Annotated in this window: 16 protein-coding genes; 15 read left to right on the top strand and 1 reads right to left on the bottom strand. The window is 46.6% G+C overall.

What is annotated here, in order from left to right; genetic code table 11:
• Position 1 precedes the first annotated feature (1 nt).
• From lnt to CKQ84_RS13525, 3 genes are all read left to right on the top strand, one after another.
• A complete protein-coding gene (gene lnt / locus CKQ84_RS13535) occupies positions 2-1,576 on the top strand; it encodes an apolipoprotein N-acyltransferase (RefSeq protein ID WP_105251689.1) in 1,575 nt (524 codons plus the stop codon).
• A 10-nt stretch (positions 1,577-1,586) separates the two neighbouring features.
• A complete protein-coding gene (locus tag CKQ84_RS13530; RefSeq protein ID WP_105251688.1) occupies positions 1,587-2,090 on the top strand; it encodes a Tfp pilus assembly protein FimT/FimU in 504 nt (167 codons plus the stop codon).
• A gap of 188 nt (positions 2,091-2,278) precedes the next feature.
• Positions 2,279-2,938, top strand: a complete 660-nt coding sequence (locus CKQ84_RS13525; RefSeq protein ID WP_105251687.1) for a methyltransferase — start codon at positions 2,279-2,281, stop codon at positions 2,936-2,938.
• A gap of 100 nt (positions 2,939-3,038) precedes the next feature.
• Here CKQ84_RS13525 and CKQ84_RS13520 read toward each other — a convergent pair whose 3' ends face one another.
• Positions 3,039-3,539, bottom strand: a complete 501-nt coding sequence (locus CKQ84_RS13520; protein WP_105251686.1) for a zinc ribbon-containing protein — start codon at positions 3,537-3,539, stop codon at positions 3,039-3,041.
• A 121-nt stretch (positions 3,540-3,660) separates the two neighbouring features.
• Between CKQ84_RS13520 and leuS the strand changes: the two genes are divergently transcribed.
• The 12 genes from leuS (at position 3,661) to ybeD (ending at position 16,114) form a co-directional block, all read left to right on the top strand.
• The gene (gene leuS / locus CKQ84_RS13515; protein ID WP_105251685.1) at positions 3,661-6,240 is read left to right on the top strand and encodes a leucine--tRNA ligase; all 2,580 of its coding nucleotides are present in this window, start codon (positions 3,661-3,663) and stop codon (positions 6,238-6,240) included.
• A gap of 100 nt (positions 6,241-6,340) precedes the next feature.
• Positions 6,341-6,835, top strand: coding sequence for an LPS assembly lipoprotein LptE (gene lptE / locus CKQ84_RS13510; protein ID WP_028761476.1), 495 nt, complete (start codon positions 6,341-6,343; stop codon positions 6,833-6,835).
• Positions 6,836-6,852: 17 nt separating this feature from the next.
• Positions 6,853-7,884 carry a DNA polymerase III subunit delta gene (gene holA / locus CKQ84_RS13505; protein WP_105251684.1) on the top strand — a complete coding sequence of 344 codons (1,032 nt, stop codon included), beginning with the start codon at positions 6,853-6,855 and terminating at the stop codon, positions 7,882-7,884.
• 24 nt (positions 7,885-7,908) lie between these two features.
• On the top strand, positions 7,909-8,559 hold the full coding sequence (nadD, locus tag CKQ84_RS13500) for a nicotinate-nucleotide adenylyltransferase (RefSeq protein WP_105251683.1): 651 nt from the start codon (positions 7,909-7,911) through the stop codon (positions 8,557-8,559).
• A gap of 107 nt (positions 8,560-8,666) precedes the next feature.
• Positions 8,667-8,996 (top strand): ribosome silencing factor, encoded by a 330-nt coding sequence (rsfS, locus tag CKQ84_RS13495; RefSeq protein ID WP_006082751.1) that lies wholly within the window; start codon positions 8,667-8,669, stop codon positions 8,994-8,996.
• Positions 8,996-9,466, top strand: coding sequence for a 23S rRNA (pseudouridine(1915)-N(3))-methyltransferase RlmH (rlmH, locus tag CKQ84_RS13490; protein ID WP_006082752.1), 471 nt, complete (start codon positions 8,996-8,998; stop codon positions 9,464-9,466). The genes rsfS and rlmH overlap by 1 nt, the downstream gene beginning before the upstream one ends.
• Before the next feature lie 61 nt (positions 9,467-9,527).
• Positions 9,528-11,384, top strand: coding sequence for a penicillin-binding protein 2 (mrdA, locus tag CKQ84_RS13485; protein WP_105251682.1), 1,857 nt, complete (start codon positions 9,528-9,530; stop codon positions 11,382-11,384).
• Positions 11,381-12,487, top strand: coding sequence for a rod shape-determining protein RodA (gene rodA, locus CKQ84_RS13480; protein WP_028761480.1), 1,107 nt, complete (start codon positions 11,381-11,383; stop codon positions 12,485-12,487). Before mrdA ends, rodA begins: the two co-directional genes overlap by 4 nt.
• Positions 12,488-12,503: 16 nt before the next feature.
• Positions 12,504-13,580 carry a lytic murein transglycosylase B gene (mltB, locus tag CKQ84_RS13475; RefSeq protein WP_105251681.1) on the top strand — a complete coding sequence of 359 codons (1,077 nt, stop codon included), beginning with the start codon at positions 12,504-12,506 and terminating at the stop codon, positions 13,578-13,580.
• Positions 13,564-14,409, top strand: a complete 846-nt coding sequence (locus tag CKQ84_RS13470; protein ID WP_105251680.1) for a septal ring lytic transglycosylase RlpA family protein — start codon at positions 13,564-13,566, stop codon at positions 14,407-14,409. Before mltB ends, CKQ84_RS13470 begins: the two co-directional genes overlap by 17 nt.
• A 141-nt stretch (positions 14,410-14,550) precedes the next feature.
• Positions 14,551-15,726: a serine hydrolase gene (locus tag CKQ84_RS13465; RefSeq protein WP_028761483.1), complete on the top strand. Its 1,176-nt coding sequence runs from the start codon at positions 14,551-14,553 to the stop codon at positions 15,724-15,726.
• Between the two features lie 121 nt (positions 15,727-15,847).
• Positions 15,848-16,114, top strand: coding sequence for a DUF493 family protein YbeD (ybeD, locus tag CKQ84_RS13460; RefSeq protein WP_006082758.1), 267 nt, complete (start codon positions 15,848-15,850; stop codon positions 16,112-16,114).
• Positions 16,115-16,128: the final 14 nt, after the last annotated feature.

Raw genomic sequence — 16,128 nt, 5'->3', positions numbered from 1 at the left:
CGTGCTAAAAAAAATCCGGGCTTTTGCCCAACAACAGTCCCAACCTAGTGCTGTGAGACTCGTACTGGCATTTGCCCTTGGCGCCAGTACGGCGCTTTCATTTGCGCCCTATTCCATTTGGATAATCTATCCGTTTGCCATGGCTATTACCCTCTGGCACAGCCGAACGCTGAGCGCTAAGGCAAGCTTTTACTATTGGTTAAGCTTTGGATTTGGCTGTTTTGCCGTAGGGATCAGCTGGGTTCACGTGAGCATGGATACCTTTGGTGGTATGCCGCTCATTGCCTCCGTTGGGTTAATGGCCTTGTTAGCCTTGTATTTAGCCTTGTATCCAGCGCTAACTGGTTTGGCGCTGGTTTGGTTAACTAAAACGCTGAGCCATAATGGTGAAAATCGATTTGGTCTTTGGCGTAATCTCGCCCTATTCCCCGCATTATGGACCTTGACCGAATGGGCTCGTGGCTGGGTAATGACAGGCTTCCCTTGGTTATGGGCGGGTTACTCGCAAACTCAAGGGCCACTAAAACCCCTTGCCAGTATCATAGGCACACTGGGAATAAGTTTTGTATTGGCCATGCTCGCTGGTGCATTAGCGCTTTGTTTTACTAAGCGTTATAAGAGTTTACTGCTTTTACTGCCGCTCAGTATTCTGGCAGTGTGGGCTGCGCCTAAACTTTGGGACATTCATCCTACGGGTGAAAATGTTAAAGTGGCACTGGTGCAAGGCAATATTCCCCAAAGCATGAAGTGGGAACCCGATGCCCTGTGGCCGACGCTGTTAAAATACATGGATTTATCCCGCGAACATCTGGATGCCGATATCATTATTTGGCCAGAAGCGGCAATTCCAGCGCCAGAATCTATGGTGCAGGACTTTTTAGATAACGCCAATAAAGTCGCCAATCTAAACCATACCTCAATTATCACAGGCATTATTAGCCATCAAAACAATGAGTTCTATAATTCATTGATTGTGCTTGGTAATCATAATCAGAAACAACAAGCAGGCCCAGACTATGAGGGCGATGGTAGCAATCAATTTAAGAAACACCATCTGTTGCCAATTGGCGAGTTTGTCCCCTTTGAAGCGCTGCTGCGCCCGATAGCACCTTTCTTTAATTTGCCCATGTCGTCCTTTACGCGAGGCGAATATCAACAGCCTAATCTCAGCGCACTAGGCCATAAAATCGCGCCAGCAATTTGTTATGAAATAGCCTTTCCCGAACAGTTGCGCGACAACGTTAATCAAGGGACAGATATACTATTAACTGTCTCTAACGATGCATGGTTTGGTAGCTCAAATGGGCCATTACAGCATATGGAGATCGCTCAAATGCGCGCGGTTGAATTGGGTCGGCCTCTATTACGCGCAACCAACAATGGCGTGACAGCCATAGTCGATGAGCATGGCAATATCACAGCGTCATTGCCACAATTTGAAATAGGTGTGCTAAGTGCAACCATTCCATTAGTCACAGGGCAAACTTGGTTTGCAAAATTAGGCCAAATGCCCCTACTGATACTCTGTGGTTTAATCGTTCTGCTTGGTCTTGCCCGACGTTTTAAAGCGCAATAGGATTTAGGCCATGCATTACCAAGTCAATAAACAAGATGTGGCAGGTTTTACCTTAATTGAGCTTGTCGTTGTGATTATTGTGCTTGGGATCTTGGCTGTGATCGCCGCGCCTAGATTTATCGGTTTAAGTAAAGAAGCGCGGGTACAAACCTTAAACCAAGTACAGGCCAGCGTTAAAACAGCCAATATGCTAGCTTACTCAAAAACCCAAATGCCTAGCCTACTGAGCCAAGCGGTAGCTGGGCGCGATGATATTATTGATATCGACCTCAATGGTGATGGCACTCCAGATACACGATTAAAATGGGGTTACCTCGATAATACTGATGTGGAAAAATGGATCACCTCAGATGATAAACTTATCATCCAATATCAAGGCATTGATATCACTTATATAGGCTACGATCTTAACAACAATTCCTTAGTGAATGATGACCAATGCTATTTCCGCTACACCCAAGCCAGCGATGCCAGCACTGCGCCGCAATATGATATCAACACCCAAGGTTGTTAGGCTGACACTCAGTTAACCTGTGTTATCACGCAATTGTCTGCGAATACATTAGGCTGATTGCGCGTTCCACGTTAAGGTGAACGATTAGACGTGGCCTTATACCAATCACAGTGACTGTGTCTGCATAGCCAATATGATTGGTACCATTACCTCGTTCCTTAACCAAGGTACACAGTCAAGGCAACTCTATGGCACAGCTTCGCGTGCGCTACCAAACCCACGAATTTGGGGATCTCGACATTCATGTCAGAACCCTAAGAAATAACCAAGAATTTGAAGACCTAGATGGCGAAGCTGAAAAGCTCGGTATTTCCTCCGCAACTTGGCCATTATTTGGCATAGTTTGGCCGTCTAGCCAAGTGCTATCCCATCATATGGCCGATTATCAAATTGATAATAAACGCATTCTTGAGGTTGGCTGCGGTATAGGGCTGGCAAGTCTAGTGCTAAACCACAGACATGCCGACATCACAGCAACCGACTATCACCCCGAGTCGGAAAATTTCCTTAAGCAGAATGTCGATTTAAATCATGGTCGTGCGATTCCGTTTGTTCGAACAGGATGGGCAGATGCACAAACTAATTTAGGTTTATTTGATCTCATTATCGGCAGCGATCTCTTGTACGAACAAGAACATGCCGATCTCTTATCACAATTTATTGAGCAGCATGCTAAACCAATTTGTGATGTAGTCTTAGTCGATCCAGGCCGTGGTAATCATGCAAAATTCAGTAAACGTATGGTGACTTTAGGTTACGAACACTCACAACATAAACCCATTCACACTGAATTTTTATTAGCGCCCTTTGGCGGTCAAATCCTCAACTACTCTCGTACCAACAGTTGATACAGCCTAATTAATGCAAATATGAGCCATTTAGGTCTAATAGAACTCAAAAAAAACGACGCTGAGGCGTCGTTTTAGCTGCATAACATCACCACCTTGATTAAGGCGTTAGCGGCTCGCGGGTAAATTCTTCATGGTCACATTCAGGACAGTCTGGGATGGGACTTGGAAATTCAATACTCATTTCATTACCACAGTTAGTGCACACCATGATGCCCTGATTCACAATATCACCACTCTTGTAGTAGCCTTGGTGCTTAAAATCTTGCGTTAACTCATGCCATTCGACTTGGCTGCGGTCGGTGATTTCACTGAGCCAATGCCAAAGCGTATTCTCTAAAGTAATCACGGTTGGGCTATGACTCAAACTATCCGCGTTCTGCTCACGGAGAAAACTCGTAATATCACGCTTTAAGAATTGTTCGACTAAAGCGAGTTCATCTTCCCCTGCCTGTTCTTTAAGACGTAAATACTCCTTACCTTGAGTGACAGAATTAAATAAGTTCTTTACAGTCATAGTGTTATTTTCTGCAAATTGAGATTTCACTTCGGTAATTAAGGCTTGATACAGTCCTAGTAACGCGTTACTTCTATCATTCATAACCAATACTCCTTCATACGAACCTTTTTAATGCATCGCTTCTAGTTTATTCTATGCAGATCTTACTCGCGCTGATATGGCGTTAGATCCAATAATAGGCGGCACTGCCGGAAATAGAGTGATGCAAGAGCAATATAATCCCTCAGAAATTGAAGCCTTAGTGCAAAAGCACTGGCATGACAACAAAACCTTCGAAGTCACTGAAGACGCAAACAAAGAAAAGTTTTATTGCCTTTCGATGTTTCCGTACCCTTCTGGCAGACTCCACATGGGACACGTACGCAACTATACCATAGGTGACGTAGTTGCACGCTTTCAACGTCTTCAAGGCAAAAACGTGCTCCAGCCTATTGGTTGGGACTCATTTGGCCTGCCCGCAGAAAATGCCGCAATTAACAACAAGACTGCGCCTGCACCATGGACCTATGAAAACATAGAATACATGAAGAACCAGCTGAAATTGCTGGGTTTTGGTTACGATTGGAGCCGTGAAATCGCCACTTGTACCCCTGAATATTATCGCTGGGAACAATGGTTCTTCACTAAGTTGTACGAGAAAGGCCTAGTCTATAAAAAGACAGCTTCAGTCAACTGGTGTCCAAACGATGAAACCGTACTGGCGAACGAGCAAGTTCAAGACGGTTGCTGCTGGCGCTGTGATACCCCTGTGGAACAAAAAGAAATTCCACAGTGGTTTATTAAGATCACTGCCTATGCAGAAGAATTATTAAACGATATCGATACCTTAGATGGCTGGCCTGAACAGGTTAAGACCATGCAGCGCAACTGGATTGGTCGCAGCGAAGGTGTGGAAATGACCTTCGGCGTCGCAGGTCACGATAAAACCTTCGATATCTATACCACACGTCCAGATACCTTAATGGGCGTGACCTATGTGGCGATTGCCGCAGGTCATCCATTAGCTGAAGTCGCCGCGCAAACCAATCCAGAGCTTGCCGCCTTTATCGATGAGTGCAAAAACAGCACAACATCAGAAGCCGAACTCGCGACAATGGAAAAACGCGGTGTCGCTACAGGGCTTTTCGCCATTCATCCTATCACTGGTAAGCAAGTCCCGATTTGGGCAGCTAACTTTGTGTTGATGAACTATGGCACAGGTGCCGTAATGTCAGTTCCAGGCCACGACCAACGTGACTTTGAATTTGCAAAAAAATATGGTCTAGCAATTGAGGCTGTGATCAAGCCAGTTGATGGCGAAGTGGACATTAGCGAAGCCGCTTATACCGAAAAAGGCGTACTGTTTAACTCGGGTGAGTTCGACGGTTTAGACTTTGAAGCAGGCTTTAATGCCATCGCTAATAAGTTAGTTGCCGAAGGTAAAGGCAAGCGCCAAGTCAACTATCGTCTACGTGATTGGGGTGTTTCACGTCAGCGTTACTGGGGCGCACCTATTCCTATGGTGACCTTAGCCGACGGCACTGTGATCCCAACGCCAGCAGATCAACTGCCAGTATTGCTGCCAGAAGATGTCGTAATGGACGGTATTCAAAGCCCAATCAAGGCCGATAAAGAATGGGCAAAAACCCAAGTTAATGGCCAAGATGCGCTGCGCGAAACCGATACCTTCGATACCTTTATGGAATCCTCTTGGTATTACGCCCGTTACTGCAGCCCGCATGCAGACGAAATGTTAGACCCCGCTAAAGCCAACTACTGGCTACCTGTGGATCAATACATTGGCGGTATCGAACACGCTTGTATGCATTTGTTATATTTCCGCTTCTTCCACAAGTTGCTGCGTGATGCAGGTCTGGTTAACTCTAACGAGCCAGCTAAACAATTGCTGACCCAAGGTATGGTGTTGGCCGATGCTTTCTACTACATCAACGAAAAAGGCGCCCGTGTATGGGTTTCGCCTTTAGATGTAGCGACCACAGAAAAAGACGACAAGGGCCGTATTACTAAGGCTATCGACAAGGACGGCAACGAGCTGGTTTATACTGGCATGTGCAAGATGTCTAAGTCGAAAAACAACGGTATCGATCCTCAAGTCATGGTCGAAAAATACGGTGCAGATACGGTTCGCCTATTTATGATGTTCGCCTCACCACCAGAATTAACTCTGGAATGGCAAGAGTCTGGCGTTGAAGGCGCACACCGCTTCATTAAACGTCTGTGGAAACTTGCAAACGAGCATGTGAACCAAGATAACAGCGAAGCCTTAGATGTCAGCAAGTTAACTGCCGATCAAAAAGCGCTGCGCCGTGAAGTCCACAAGACGATCGCGAAAGTGACCGACGATATCGGCCGCCGTCAGATGTTCAACACTGCGGTTGCCGCCGTGATGGAACTGATGAACCATCTGCAAAAAGCACCACAAACCACAGGTCAAGACAACGCCATTATTGGCGAAGCCTTATCGGCCATAGTGCGTTTGCTGTACCCTATCATTCCGCATGTGAGCTTTAACCTGTGGAACGAGCTAGGTAATGCGAGCAACATCGAAGATAGCCAATGGCCAATCGTTGATGAAGCTGCGCTAGTTGAAGACAGCAAGCTCATCGTTGTGCAAGTCAACGGTAAAGTTCGCGCAAAAATCACAGTAGCCGCCGACGCTGATAAAGAATCAGTAGAAGCCTTAGGCATGAGTGATGAACACGTGATCAAATACCTAGACGGCCTGACAGTACGTAAAGTGATCTATGTGCCGGGCAAACTGCTCAGCATAGTGGCTAATTAACGGCTACTAATAACTCGCTATACTCAAAGCCAATGAAGTTGCAGCATAGCTGCAACTTCAAGCCTGTAGGGTATACCACGAATAGGAAACCGCGAAATCTATGCTAATCAAACGCATATGCTTCGCAATCATGGCACTGGTCATTATGACCAGTGCTGGTTGCGGTTTTAAGCTTCAACGCAGTTATCAGATCCCTGATGCCCTCAATCATTTGAGTTTGAGCAGCGTGGATGAATACAGTGAACTCACTCGTTTGGTGCGTGAACGCCTGCGCTTGAACAATATCCAAGTTGTCGACGCCGCCGATGACGTTCCAGTATTAAGGCTAATCACCGACTCCCTTGAACGCTCGACATTATCTTTGTACCCCACAGGTAACGTCGCCGAGTATGAGCTAATTTATTTAGTCGAATTTGCTGTGGCACTGCCGGGCAAAGAAGCGCAGCCTTTCAAGGTTGAAATTCGCCGCGACTACTTAGACGATCCGCGTACCGCATTGGCAAAGAGCCGTGAAATGGAATTGCTGACGAAGGAAATGCGTATCCAAGCTGCCGATCGTATTCTGCAGGCAATGGCCAGTACTGAGGTGAATTAATGCGGGGCTATCATTAAATGAGAGTCTATCCAGACCAACTCTCCCGCCACCTTAACCAGTTATTTCCTTGTTATCTGATTTTTGGGGATGACCCTTGGTTGATTGAAACCACCAAAGATCAGATCCGCCAATTCGCCAAGCGTCAGGGATTCGATGAAAAAGTCCAACTCATTCAAGAGACGGGCTTTAATTGGAACGATCTGACTCAGGAATGGCAGGCCATGAGCCTGTTTTCCAGTAAACGCTTGATTGAGCTAACCCTTTCCCAAGCTAAGCCCGGTGCCGAAGGCTCAAGCACACTGCAAGCCCTATTGCAGACGCCCAATCCCGATATGCTGTTGATTATCGAAGGGCCAAAGCTCGCCACAGAGCAAACCAACAGTAAATGGTTTAAGACCTTAGATGCCCATGGCATGTATCTGCCCTGCGCTACGCCAGAGGGCGAGCAGTTTATGCGCTGGCTCGATGGCCGCATCAAGCACTTTAAGCTCAATCTGCAGCCTGATGCCCGTGCTATGCTGCATTCTCTGTATGAAGGGAATTTACTAGCTGCCGATCAAGCCATGCAGTTGCTGCAACTCCTGAGCCCAACAAAACCCGTCAGTGCCGACGAACTGGGCCACTATTTTGAAGATCAGTCGCGCTTCACCGTATTCCAACTCACGGATGCATTGCTGAATAATAAACAGGATAGCGCGCAGCACATGCTAGCCCAGCTCAATGGCGAAGGCACTGCCTTACCTATCCTGCTCTGGGCCTTGTTTAAAGAACTCGGTTTGTTATTCAATTTGAAATGCGAGCAAGCCCAAGGCGTTGCGCTCAGTGCACTCTGGGGTAAACATCGAATTTGGGATAAACGTAAACCACTGTATCAAGCGGCACTGCAACGACTCAGCCTTGAACAACTCGAACATATGCTCGCCCTCGCCTCGAAACTTGAGCTCAACTTAAAGCAACAGGGGAAAGAGGATTGGACTGGTCTGAGCCACCTGTGTCTGTTATTTGATCCTAGAGCCCATCGGCATCTGGCACATATAGCCATAGACTAATCATAGGTTAACCAAAGGCTTGATATGCGTATTGGTATTTTAGGCGGCACTTTCGACCCGATACACTATGGTCATATCCGTCCCGCGATTGAAGTGAAACAAGCATTAGCCTTGGATAAAATCCTGCTGATGCCGAACCATATTCCGCCCCATAAACAGCAGCCGAACTTAACCACAACACAGCGCCTCAAAATGGTAGCCGATGTCTGTCAGCAACTCGACGGATTTGCACTGTGCGACATCGAAGCCAAACGCGACACGCCTTCGTACACAGTTGTCACGCTTGAGCAACTGAAAAGCTTACATCCAGAAGATGAGCTGTTTTTTATCATGGGGATGGACTCTTTCATCCAATTAAAAAGCTGGCATGAGTGGCAACGCCTATTCGACTTTGCCCATCTCGTTGTCTGCCAGCGCCCGGGTTGGCAGCTCGATGCAGAGCATCCTATGCAGCAGATATTGACGGCTCGCAGTCAAGCGCCCCAAGGGACAGTGGAAGGTTGTACTAGCAGTCTCCATAAAAACTGTGGGCAGATTTTCCCTGTGGCGATTACACCACAGGATATTTCCTCGACGCTCATTCGTGAACAACTGGCAAAAGGCGAAATACCCGCCGATTTACTCATGCCCGTCACGCTAGATTACATCCAAAATCAACGACTTTACTTACCTTAGCTCGAACCGTAAGCAGATATCGCCAACTCAACTGCCAATGACAATGTATTCCCAGCAGCAACACTGGTATACTACCGCGCTATTTAAAATTAATGAGGTACGCCAGCGTGCAGAGCGCGGAATTAAAACAGTTTGTTGTCGACAAGATCGACGACTTGAAAGCCAGAGACGTTGTTGTTCTGGATGTCAGCAAGCAATCTAACATCACTGACTACATGGTCATATGTTCAGGTACATCAAAGACTCACGTTAAAGCTATCGCTGAAAACCTTGTGGTTGAAGCGAAAAAAGCCGGTATTCCACCTTTAGGTGTTGAAGGCCGCGAAAGCAGCGAATGGGTTCTTGTGGACATGGGCGATGTGATCCTGCACGTTATGCAAGATCAAACCCGTGATTTCTACCAGCTTGAAAAGCTCTGGTCAGAAAAGCAAGACTGATGAAGTTACAGCTCATCGCAGTAGGAACACGGATGCCCGATTGGGTTACCCGTGGTTTCGAAGAATACCAGCGCCGTTTTCCCCGTGATATGGCGCTGGAGCTTATCGAAATACCCGCTGGAAAGCGGGGGAAAAATGCCGACATTGTCCGGATACTTCAAAAAGAAGGCGAACAAATGTTGGCGGCCATTCCCAAAGGCAATCATATTGTTAGCTTAGATCTCCCCGGCAAAAACTGGACGACCCCCGAGCTAGCAACCGCACTGACTAAATGGCAACTCGATGGTCGCGACGTCAGTTTACTGATTGGTGGACCTGAAGGATTAGCGCCAGCTTGCAAAGAAGCGGCAAACCAAAGTTGGTGTCTTTCGGCATTAACCTTACCTCACCCACTCGTACGGGTGGTGGTTGCCGAAAGTTTGTACCGCGCGTGGAGCGTGAACACGAATCACCCCTACCATAGAGAATAGCGGGATCTTGATGTTAACGAGTGTCAACCACCCGTCATGGGATCAGCCGGAGATAGCATAAGTGTCGCCAAAAAAGCGGATAACAATGCATGATCACGCCGCCGAGGCGTCTCTTTTTAAGCGCAGGGCGCTTTTCACTTTTTTTTGCGTTTTCGCTCTATTTAGCGTATTAATCACCAACCTTTATCATTTACAGGTTGAATCCTATAAAGATTATGCAACTCGCTCAAATGATAATCGCATTCGTGTTGTTCCAATTGCCCCTAGTCGTGGTCTCATTTACGATCGCAACGGTATACTTTTAGCTGAAAATTTACCCTTTTATTCCCTCGATCTCGTGCCTGAAAAAATCAGTAACATGTCAGAGACCTTAGATGAACTCGGCAAGTTAATTGAGATCAGTGATGATGAGCGCGAAACCTTTACTGACGCCCTGAAATTTCATCGCCGTTTCAAACCGCTAACACTGAAAAACCAGCTCACCGAAGAACAAGTGGCCATTTTCAGTGTTAACCAACACAGATTTCCGGGGATTTCGGTCGAAGCGGGTCTTAAACGTAACTATCCCTACGGCGCGCAAATCACCCATGTGCTGGGCTATGTAGGTAAAATTAACACCCGAGATCGCGCCCAACTTGAACGCAGCGATCTGTGGAAAAACTATGCGGCAACCAAAGACATTGGTAAGCAAGGCATTGAAAAATTTTATGAATCTTTGCTGCATGGCAAACCCGGACACTTAGAAGAAGAAGTGAACAACCGCGGTCGCGCCATTCGCACCTTAAAAATTGTTCCGCCAGAGCCGGGGCAAGATATTTACCTCACCTTAGATCTCAAGCTGCAACAAAAAGCGGTGGAACTACTCACAGGTCTGCGTGGTTCTATTGTTGCCATCGATCCCCGTGACGGTGGAGTATTAGCTATGGTATCGAGCCCAAGCTATGATCCAAACCAGTTTGTACAAGGCATTAATAGCAAAGATTACAGTGCGTTACTCAATGATAAATCCCGCCCTTTGATCAACCGTGCGACTCAAGGTCAATATGCACCTGCGTCTACCATCAAGCCTCACCTCGCACTGTTAGGCCTTGATGAGAAAGCCATTAGCGAGAGTACCCGAGTGTGGGATCCCGGTTTTTGGCAAATACCTGGTGTTGAACGTAAATACCGCGACTGGAAACGCTGGGGGCATGGCTGGGTCAACGTTTATAGCGCGATTGTAGAATCCTGCGATACCTTTTTCTATGAGTTAGCCTATAAGGTCGGTGTCGATCATATCGCCCGCTTTATGGAACAATTTGGCTTTGGCCAAAATACAGGGATTGATATCTTTGAAGAATCGGCTGGCAATATGCCATCCAAAGAATGGAAACGCTTAAAGTACAATCAAGCTTGGTATATAGGCGACACCATTTCCGTAGGTATTGGCCAAGGTTATTGGACGGCAACGCCATTACAACTCGCTAATGCCGTTGGGATTATGGCCAACAAAGGCCGCCGTCTCCCGCCACATCTGCTGAGATCCATTAAAGACAATACTGCCAAAATTGACTCACCGATTAATGAGTTACCGCCAATTGAACTTAAAAATCCCCGTAACTGGAACATCATCAACGAAGCTATGCGCCAAACTGCAAATAAGTCACGCTTTACCGATGCCACTTACACTGCCGCAATGAAAACCGGTACTGCACAGGTCATCGGCGTGGCGGAAAATACGAAATACGATGCCAGTAAAATTGCCGAACATTTCCGCGATAATGCCTTAGTTGTGGCCTATGCGCCCTTCGAGGATCCTAAAATCGTCCTCGCCGTCGTGATGGAAAACGCAGGTTGGGGCGGCGCAAATGCTGGCCCAGTCGCTCGAGCTATGCTCGATGAATATATGCTTAGAGATACTTGGAAACCCATACCATGAGTACCCATAGCCAATATCAAAACATCTGGCAACGCTTGCACATAGACTTGCCTTTATTGCTCGGACTATTAGCTGTGATGGGCTTTGGCCTGTTTGTCATCTATTCTGCCAGCGGTGCAGATTTAGAGATGATGGAACGACAACTATTCCGTATGGTGTTGTCGCTAGGCATCATGTTTACCATGGCACAAATCAATCCTGAAGCGCTTAAACGTTGGGCATTACCCATTTATCTTGCGGGGGTTGTCTTGCTGCTTGGGGTACACTTTTTCGGTGAAATCAATAAAGGCGCGCAGCGCTGGTTGAACTTAGGCTTTATGGAGTTTCAACCATCAGAGCTTATTAAACTCGCCTTCCCCATCACAATGGCTTGGTATATCAGTAAGTTCCCTCTTCCCCCCAAGAAACGTTACCTCGCTGGCGCAGGAGTGATTTTACTCGTACCAACCCTATTGATCGCTAAACAACCCGACTTAGGCACCTCAATTTTGGTGGCCGCATCGGGGATTTTTGTGCTGTTTTTATCGGGCATGAGCTGGATCATTGTTGGCAGCTTTATCGCGGCAGTACTCGCCTTCCTGCCTATCCTTTGGTATTTCTTGATGCACGATTACCAAAGAACGCGGGTATTAACCTTGCTCGATCCAGAGCAAGATCCCCTCGGCGCGGGTTATCACATTATCCAGTCGAAAATCGCCATCGGCTCAGGTGGACTTTGGGGCAAAGGTTGGCTCGAAGGCACTCAATCACAGCTTGAGTTTATTCCCGAGCGCCATACCGACTTTATCTTTGCGGTGATCGGTGAAGAATTTGGTTTAATTGGCAGTATCTTACTGTTAATTATGTACCTTTACATCATAGGCCGTGGGTTAGTCATCGCCTCTCGCGCACAAACCAGTTTCGCTCGTCTACTGGCTGGCAGTATCACGCTGACGTTTTTCGTTTATGTTTTTGTGAATATTGGCATGGTTTCAGGTATCCTGCCCGTGGTAGGTGTACCACTGCCCCTTGTCAGTTATGGTGGAACCTCCATGCTGACATTGATGACAGGGTTTGGCATTCTTATGAGCATTCATACCCATAGACGTTTCGTAGATAGATAATTTTAGGGACTTTTTTATGCCTACTCTCCGAGCTTATTTGGCTCCACTCGGTTTACTGTGTTTAAGTTCATGCTTAGTCGCATGCACCACGGCAAATGAACCGACACCCGCGCAGGCACCCGCTTCAAGCACCCCAGTGGCTCCCGCAGTGGATAAAGTACTAGTACCCGCCACTCCCGCTGAGCTCAAAGAAGAGTTTATCCAAGCCCAAGTAAAACAAGGTTTTACTCGGACAGAAGTGCTCGCTTTTCTAGACAAAGCAAAATACAACCAAGGGGTTATCGATGCGATGACCCGTCCATGGGAAGCAAAACCTTGGCATGTGTATTACCCGATTTTTTTAACAGAAAAACGTCTTGATGCTGGGCTCGCTTTTTGGAAAAAACACGAGAAAACCATTGCTAAAGCGGCGGCTAAGTACCAAGTCGACCCACAGATTATCGTTGCCATTATTGGGATTGAAACCTTTTACGGCCAGTTCACAGGTAATTACCCTGTAATTGATTCCCTCTATACCTTAGGTTTTCACTATCCGCCTCGCGCCACCTTTTTCCGCAAGGAATTTGGTGAGTTGATGAAATTAGTCAAAGAAGAGCACTTAGATATCAATACCCTCAAAGGCTCCTATGCGGGTGCCATGGGTTATGGACAGTTTATTCCCTCAAGTTACCGCCATTACGCCGTCGATTTCGATAACAGTGGTAACCGCGATTTATTGCAAAGCCCAGAGGATGCGATTGGCAGTGTCGCCAATTATTTCCATGAACACGGTTGGCAAGCCAATGCACCCGTTGCTTTGCCACTGGTCAATAGCAGCCAAACAGCGCCCAAAGCAAAAGTATGGGCAGGCGAAAAGCTCAATTATAAAGTCGCCAATATTCTAACGCCAACCTTGTCCTTGGCTGATGCGAGGGACTTGGATGTCTCGCAAAAAGCCTTACTCATTAAACTGGAACAAGCCGATCACGATGATTATTGGCTTGGCTTAAACAATTTTTATGTAATCACTCGCTATAATCGCAGTCCTTTGTATTCAATGGCCGTTTATCAATTTAGCCAACAATTAAAGGAACAGCATGCCGCTAAAAAATAATCTTTTACAGCTTGTCGCTTTGGTTGCGTGCTTCACACTTGTTGCGTGTTCTTCGAGCCCAAACCAAGCTAGCTCCAGCACAAACAAAAAAAATATGGACCCCAACAAGGGGCGCTATTCGCTAAAGAATGACAAGCTGCCACTCAATCCACCCAATGTGGACCATGTGCCAAATGCCACGCCTAAGTACGAGCCCTATAGTCGCCGCGGTAACAAGCCCTATACGGTTTACGGCGAGTCTTACACTGTGATGAACACAGGCCAAGGTTTTAGTGAAACGGGCCGTGCCTCATGGTACGGTGAAAAATTTCATGGCTATGAGACATCCAATGGCGAACCCTATGACATGTATTCCATGTCAGGTGCTCATAAAACGCTGCCACTGCCAAGTTATGCTCGGATCACTAACTTAGATAACAATAAGCAAGTGATCATTCGTATCAACGATCGCGGGCCATTCCACTCAGACCGTATTCTCGACGTCTCCTACGCCGCCGCCTATAAACTCGGCATGCTCGGCAAAGGAACCGCGCGGATCAAACTCGATGTGGTGTATGTCGGCAGTGTCGCGGCCACTAATTCGGCTATTGCCAGCGCGCAAGATACAGGTAATCATTACATTCAGTTAGTCGCATCGAAAGATAAAGCCAAACTCAATACCATGGCGAAAAATCTGGAGCGAAAATATCAGGTAAAGACCCGTGTACAAGCCGCAAACAATATGTTTAGACTACAGCTCGGCCCCATAGGCCAACCTGAATTAGCAGACAAACTGCTCAATAACGTCAAGCAAAATGGGTTTCCTGAGGGCTATATAGTCCATGAGTAATGACTGTTTGCTCGGACCAGAATTGATTTAAAAATAGAGATGAAGGAACCTTCACTAAAACCCACAGTCAGAAAGTGGTACACTGTTGGAGATCTTCTCGAATCCTTTCCATTTAATACAACCAAAAGACGTGCCAAGTTAATGATGAATTTTGTAAAAAGTCCCATTAAAACATTGCTGCTAATTTCCAGTGTGTCTCTCCCCGTTTATGCTGCGCAGCCTATTATTACACCTGATGCACCAGCAGTGGCCGCCAAGGCTTTCGTCTTGATGGATTATAATTCGGGCCAGATTATCGCTGAGAGTAACGCTTATGAAAGCCTTAACCCAGCCAGCCTAACTAAAATGATGACCAGCTATGTCATAGGTCAAGAAATCAAAGCGGGCAATGTCTCGGTCGATGATGATGTGACTATCAGTAAAAATGCCTGGTCTAAAAACTTCTCTGACTCCTCAAAGATGTTCATTGAAGTCGGAACTACCGTTAAAGTCGGGGATTTAAACCGCGGTATCATCATCCAATCGGGTAACGATGCGTGTGTAGCTATGGCAGAGCATATCGCTGGCACCGAAGGCGCCTTCGTTGACATGATGAACTCATGGACAAAACAGCTGGGTATGCGTGATAGCTACTTCGAAAACTCCCATGGCTTAGACTCAGAAAACCACAAAACAACTGCCTATGATATGGCATTGTTAGGTGCAGCCTTAATCCGCGACGTTCCAGAAGAATACCGCATCTATAGCGAAAAATTTTATACCTTCAACGGTATCAAACAATATAACCGTAATGGTTTGTTGTGGGATAACAGCATGAGCGTGGACGGTATCAAGACAGGCCACACCTCTGGTGCAGGTTACAACTTAGTGGCATCTGCAACCAAAGACGGCATGCGTTTGATTTCTGTGGTTCTGGGTACTCAAAGTGAATCAGCCCGTAAAGCTGAAAGTAAAAAGTTACTGACCTATGGCTTCCGTTTCTTTGAAACTGTCACGCCTTACAAAGCGGGTGATAGTTTCACAACCCAACAGATATGGTACGGTGACAAGAGCACTGTTGATTTAGGCGTCGCAACTGATACACCTATTACGATCAGCCGTGGCCGCGGTAAAGACTTGAAAGCAAACTTCGAATTGACTAAGCCATTAGATGCACCGTTGAAAAAAGGTGAAACTGTAGGCCGTCTATTCTTCCAACTTGATGGTAAAGACATTGCCCAGTTCCCACTGGTGACCTTGCAAGAAGTCAACGAAGGTAGCTGGTTTAGTAAATTAGTCGATTACTTTAAGCAGATGTTTTCTGGATGGTTTAGCTAAGCTAAGTCCCATAAATAAAGCCACCTTAGGGTGGCTTTATTTTTTTGGGGAGTGCATCGCCCTTGAATCGGGTATAATCGCCACCATATATATCCCAATATAGCCGCTAAGAGTACTGAGTATGTTAGACACTAAATTTGATGAACTGATGGATTTCCCTTGCGCATTTCCTTTTAAGGTCGTCGGTGAAGCCCACGAAACGCTAACTGACAAAGTCGTGGCTGTGGTACAAAAACATGCACCGGGTGATTATTCACCTTCGACAAAAACGTCGAGCAAAGGTAGCTATCACTCCATTACTATCCGCGTGACAGTGACCAGCAAAGACCATATCGAAATTTTGTACACTGAACTTGCCGCCATCGAAGGCGTACGCCGCGTACTATAAATATTCCTCAAGGC

This window comes from Shewanella sp. WE21 (assembly GCF_002966515.1).
GTDB classification, from domain to species: Bacteria; Pseudomonadota; Gammaproteobacteria; order Enterobacterales; family Shewanellaceae; genus Shewanella; species Shewanella oncorhynchi.
The sequence above is the reverse complement of the archived record's forward strand: the minus strand, read 5'-3'. Positions and strand labels throughout refer to the sequence as shown.

Coding starts and splice junctions, on each gene's coding strand:
- CKQ84_RS13530 (WP_105251688.1), top strand. CDS start 1,587: ATGCATTACCAAGTCAATAAACAAGATGTGGCAGGTTTTACCTTAATT.
- CKQ84_RS13525 (WP_105251687.1), top strand. CDS start 2,279: ATGGCACAGCTTCGCGTGCGCTACCAAACCCACGAATTTGGGGATCTC.
- CKQ84_RS13520 (WP_105251686.1), bottom strand. CDS start 3,539: ATGAATGATAGAAGTAACGCGTTACTAGGACTGTATCAAGCCTTAATT.
- leuS (WP_105251685.1), top strand. CDS start 3,661: ATGCAAGAGCAATATAATCCCTCAGAAATTGAAGCCTTAGTGCAAAAG.
- lptE (WP_028761476.1), top strand. CDS start 6,341: ATGCTAATCAAACGCATATGCTTCGCAATCATGGCACTGGTCATTATG.
- holA (WP_105251684.1), top strand. CDS start 6,853: ATGAGAGTCTATCCAGACCAACTCTCCCGCCACCTTAACCAGTTATTT.
- nadD (WP_105251683.1), top strand. CDS start 7,909: ATGCGTATTGGTATTTTAGGCGGCACTTTCGACCCGATACACTATGGT.
- rlmH (WP_006082752.1), top strand. CDS start 8,996: ATGAAGTTACAGCTCATCGCAGTAGGAACACGGATGCCCGATTGGGTT.
- rodA (WP_028761480.1), top strand. CDS start 11,381: ATGAGTACCCATAGCCAATATCAAAACATCTGGCAACGCTTGCACATA.
- mltB (WP_105251681.1), top strand. CDS start 12,504: ATGCCTACTCTCCGAGCTTATTTGGCTCCACTCGGTTTACTGTGTTTA.
- CKQ84_RS13470 (WP_105251680.1), top strand. CDS start 13,564: ATGCCGCTAAAAAATAATCTTTTACAGCTTGTCGCTTTGGTTGCGTGC.
- CKQ84_RS13465 (WP_028761483.1), top strand. CDS start 14,551: ATGATGAATTTTGTAAAAAGTCCCATTAAAACATTGCTGCTAATTTCC.
- ybeD (WP_006082758.1), top strand. CDS start 15,848: ATGTTAGACACTAAATTTGATGAACTGATGGATTTCCCTTGCGCATTT.